Below are 4,150 nucleotides of genomic sequence, written 5' to 3' on the forward strand. Positions count from 1 at the left end.
CTAGTTGAACGCCTGGAACGCTTCGAGGACGCGTGGCACCGCGGGGCCGAGCACGACCACGAACAAGGCGGGGAAGATGAAGAGCACCATCGGGAACAGCATCTTCACCGGGGCTTTGTGGGCGGCTTCCTCGGCGCGCTGGCGTCGCCGCCGCCGGATCTCGGCGGACTGCTCGTGGAGCACGCCAGATAGCGGGACTCCGAGCGAGTCGGCCTGGATCACGGCGCTCGCGAAGCGCTCCAGGTCCGACACCCCGGTGCGTTGCGCCAGCTCACGCAGTGCTTGCCGGCGCTCGCGGCCCATTTGGAACTCCACCAACAGCCGCCGGAACTCTTGGGACAAGGCGGTGTTCCAACGATGCGCGACCTGGCCGATCGATCCATCAAAGGACAGACCGGCCTCGGCGCTCAGCGCGAGCATGTCGAGCGCGGCGGGCAGCGCGCGTCGGATCTCCGCTTTCCGGCCGTTACCGATCCTGTCGATCACGAACCCCGGCACGGCGTAACCGAGGAACGCGCCGCCGAGCGTCCCAAGCGGGGCGGAGCCGGCATTGCCGGTGAGGGCCGTGGTCCCGGCGAGGCCGGCGATCGCCCCCAGCATCGCGAGCCCCGCGCGAACGCCCAGGAACTCCGACGGGCCCAGCCCCATCGGCTCGCCCGCGGCCAAGAGGCGCTCGCGTGTGGACGCGACCACCCCGACCGGCGTGATCCTCATGAGCGGACGACTGGCGGAGCGCAACGTTGGCGCGATCACGCGCTGGACGATCGAGCGGCGCTTGGCGTGCTCGGGTGAGGTGAGTGCCAGGCCCCGTACGAAGATCTCAAGTCGGCGACGCTGTCGTGATGGGAACCGACTCGCGAGCTCGGACACCCACAGGAGGAGCGTGAGGACCGCTGCCGCGCCCAGCAGCCCGATGACTTCCGACGAGATCCGTACCCGCGGGAGCGGCGCGACCGCCGCCGGCTGTGCCGCCGGCGACGGCGCGACGACCGCCACCGTTGGTGTCACGGTCGCGGTCGCGGGGACAGTGGCGTTCGTCGGAACGCGGAACGACGCGCTCGCGGTGGCAATCACCGCGCCGGCGCGTCGCAGGGTCAGCTCCGGCGTCAGCGTGGTGCCCTCGGGCACACGCGACGACGATCGGTAGCTGACGGAGTACTGCGTCAACAGCTGCTCGCTGAGGCTGGTGTAGATCGCCGCGAGTTGCGAGGACGTCGGCGCCTCGATGAGCTCACCCCCGGGGACCGCCGTCGCGATACGCACGAGCGCGGGGCGATCCAGGTCGTTCCCCAGCGCGATCACGTGGGTCGGCACCTGCGCGCCGGCGAGCGCGGCCACAGCGGTCGCCGGGCTGATCCGGCTTGAGTTGTCAACGCCGTCGGTGAGCAGAATGATCGCGCGGCGCGCGTTCTGGGCGTTATCGAGGACTGCGACCGCGGCTGTCAATGCGTCGTAGATCGCGGTGTTGCCGCCGGCGTTCGCGCCATTTGCCGCAGCAACGAGCGCTGGCTTGTCGGTCGTGAGTGGCCGATCGATCCGGACGTCCACGCTGAAGGTGATGACGGCAGCCTGGTCGGCGGGAGACAGTGCCTGAATGAGCGAGACCATCGCGGCCTTCGCGTCAGCCAACGCTCGACCGGACATGCTGCCGCTGGTGTCGAGTACGAGGGCGATCGCGACGGGGCTCGTCTCGGACGCGAGGTCGATCGTCGCGTTTTGGAGAACGCCGTCCTCGCTGACCGTGAGATCCGCCGCGGTGAGGCCGCGCACCGCACGTCCGGCGGCATCGGTCACCGACGCCACGATGCGGACCTCGGGGAATGCCCCAGCATCGACCTGCGTCACCTTGATGCGCGTTCCCTCATCTGCGCTGCTGACGAGCCCGCCGACACCCAGGACGCCCAGCATGACGAGGGCCATGACCGCCGGGCGAGTCGCACACCTAGACATCGATGCGGGCCATGCGGTTCATGACGAGGAAGCCGACCACGACCATCGCTGCGGCCGCGATCATCACGATTCGGAGCGGGCCCGGCGCGAAGAGGACGCTCACGTAATCCGGACTGAACGCCATGAGCGCCCCGGCGGCCACCACCGGCAACAGGGACAGCACGTACGCCGAGTAGCGCTGCTGCGCGGTCAGCCCTCGGATGTCTCCGGCGACTCGCACCCGCTCGCGGATCGTCTGCGCGATCGAGTCGAGCACCTTGGCGAGGCTTCCGCCGATCTGGTGGTGCACGTTCACGGCGCTCACGATCAACTCGAGGTCCTCTGACGGGAGTCGGTCCGCGAGCCGTTCGAGCGCGTCCTCCTGCGATGCGCCAAGGCCGATCTCGCGCACGACGAGTCCGATCGCGCTTCGCGTCGGCTCCGGCGCTTCGCTCGTCACGTGCTCGAGAGCCTGCAGCAGGCTGTGCCCCGAGCGCACGGAGCTCGACAGGAGCGCGATCGTGTCGAGCAGCTGCGTCTCGAAACGGCGCTCGACGCGCCTCCGCCGCCAGTGGAGCCATGCGAGCGGCGCCGCCGCCGCGATGCCTCCGGCCAGGCCCCCGACAATGAGGAAGCCCGACCAGATCGCGCTGAGCGTGAAGGTAAGCAGGCTGAGCACGGCCATGGCGGCGATCACCTCGCCGATCGACACGTCGACCTGCGCTTGCGTGATCATCCGTCCAACATGCCGGACCAACCAGCGATTCCGGTCCCCGACGACCTGGCGCCTGATTCGCGCGCGTCGTCTGCCGCCGAGATCGAGCGCGAACCCGGATGCGGTGTCGGCCTGCACGAAGCCGCTGAGCCTGCGCGTCAGCGCACGGTGGCGAAGGTAGGCGGGCAACCACAGACCGAGGGCGAGGACGGCCATGGCCGCGCTGCCGAGGAACGCGACGAGAAGCGGCGAGCTCATGACACGCGGCTCGGTTCCGTGTCGTAGCCAAACCAGTTCGCCGGCATGTCGATGCCACGCGCGATCAGCTTGTCGTTGAAGCTCGGCCGGATCCCGGTGGGGCGTAGGTTGCCGACGACGCGGTCACCCTCGAACCCCTCGCGGTGGAAGGCGAAGACGTCCTGCATCGTGATGACGTCGCCTTCGAGTCCGCGCACCTCGCTGATCTGTGTGACGCGGCGTGTCCCGTCCTGGAGTCGTTCGATGTAGACGACAAGATCGAGTGCCGCGACGGTCTGCTCGCGGATCGCGCGGAGGGGCAGGTCGTGCCCGGCCATGAGGACCATGGTCTCGATCCGCGACAGCGCGTCACGCGGCCCGTTCGCGTGGATCGTCGTCAAGGAGCCGTCGTGTCCGGTGTTCATCGCCTGCAGCATGTCGAGCGCCTCGGCGCCGCGGCACTCACCGATGACGATCCGGTCCGGCCGCATCCGCAGCACGTTGCGGAAAAGATCGCGGATGGTCACCTCTCCCGTTCCCTCGACGTTCGGAGGCCGTGTCTCGAGGGTGATGACGTGCATCTGCTGGAGCCGAACTTCCGCGGCGTCCTCGATCGTGACGATGCGCTCGCGTGCCGAGATGTAGGACGAAAGCGCGTTCAGCAGCGTGGTCTTCCCTGCACCGGTCCCGCCGGCGACGACGATGTTCAGCCGACCCTGGACGCAAGCGCGCAGGAACTGCAGCGCGTTGTTGGTGATCGTTCCGTTCCGCAGAAGATCCGTCGGGCCGAGCGGGGACCTCCGGAACTTCCGGATCGTGAGGGTCGGTCCCACGAGCGAAAGCGGCGGGATGATCGCGTTCACGCGCGATCCGTCCGGGAGGCGGGCGTCGACCATCGGCGAAGACTCGTCACAGCGCCTGCCGAGCGGCGCGACGATCCGCTGGATCACTCGGATCACGTGCTCTGTGTTGGCGAAGATGATGTCGGTGAGGTAGAGCTTGCCATCGCGCTCGATCCACACCTGTCGCGCGCCGTTGACCATGATCTCGGAGACCGTGTCGTCGAGGATCAGGTCCTGGATCGGGCCGTAGCCGACGATCTCGGCGAGTACCGCATCCTGGAGCCGGAGTCGGTCGGTCCGGTTGAGCGTGAGGCGTTCCTCGTCCAGCGCGATCGGGAACTGTTCCGCGAGCAGGGCGCGGATCGCGTCTCCGGAGGCCGCTTCCGCGGTGCGACCGAGGGACGCGGCGATGCGCGCATGGACCCGG

The 4,150-nt window shown here is 68.8% G+C and carries 3 protein-coding genes; all 3 read right to left on the bottom strand.

Features of this window, described 5'->3' with window-relative positions:
• From VI056_01235 to VI056_01245, 3 genes are read right to left on the bottom strand one after another with little or no spacing between them, the layout of a single operon-like run.
• Positions 1 to 1,920: a VWA domain-containing protein gene (locus VI056_01235; protein HEY6201641.1), complete on the bottom strand. Its 1,920-nt coding sequence runs from the start codon at positions 1,918 to 1,920 to the stop codon at positions 1 to 3.
• A 22-nt stretch (positions 1,921 to 1,942) separates the two neighbouring features.
• A complete protein-coding gene (locus tag VI056_01240) occupies positions 1,943 to 2,902 on the bottom strand; it encodes a type II secretion system F family protein (protein HEY6201642.1) in 960 nt (319 codons plus the stop codon).
• Positions 2,899 to 4,086 (bottom strand): CpaF family protein, encoded by a 1,188-nt coding sequence (locus VI056_01245; protein HEY6201643.1) that lies wholly within the window; start codon positions 4,084 to 4,086, stop codon positions 2,899 to 2,901. The genes VI056_01240 and VI056_01245 overlap by 4 nt, the downstream gene beginning before the upstream one ends.
• Positions 4,087 to 4,150 lie beyond the last annotated feature (64 nt).

The organism is Candidatus Limnocylindria bacterium, from assembly GCA_036523395.1.
Lineage (GTDB): Bacteria > Chloroflexota > Limnocylindria > P2-11E > P2-11E > CF-39.

Bases quoted from the DNA above. Each gene is read 5' to 3' on its own strand.
- VI056_01235 (HEY6201641.1), bottom strand. From the start codon at position 1,920: ATGGCCCTCGTCATGCTGGGCGTCCTGGGTGTCGGCGGGCTCGTCAGC.
- VI056_01240 (HEY6201642.1), bottom strand. From the start codon at position 2,902: ATGAGCTCGCCGCTTCTCGTCGCGTTCCTCGGCAGCGCGGCCATGGCC.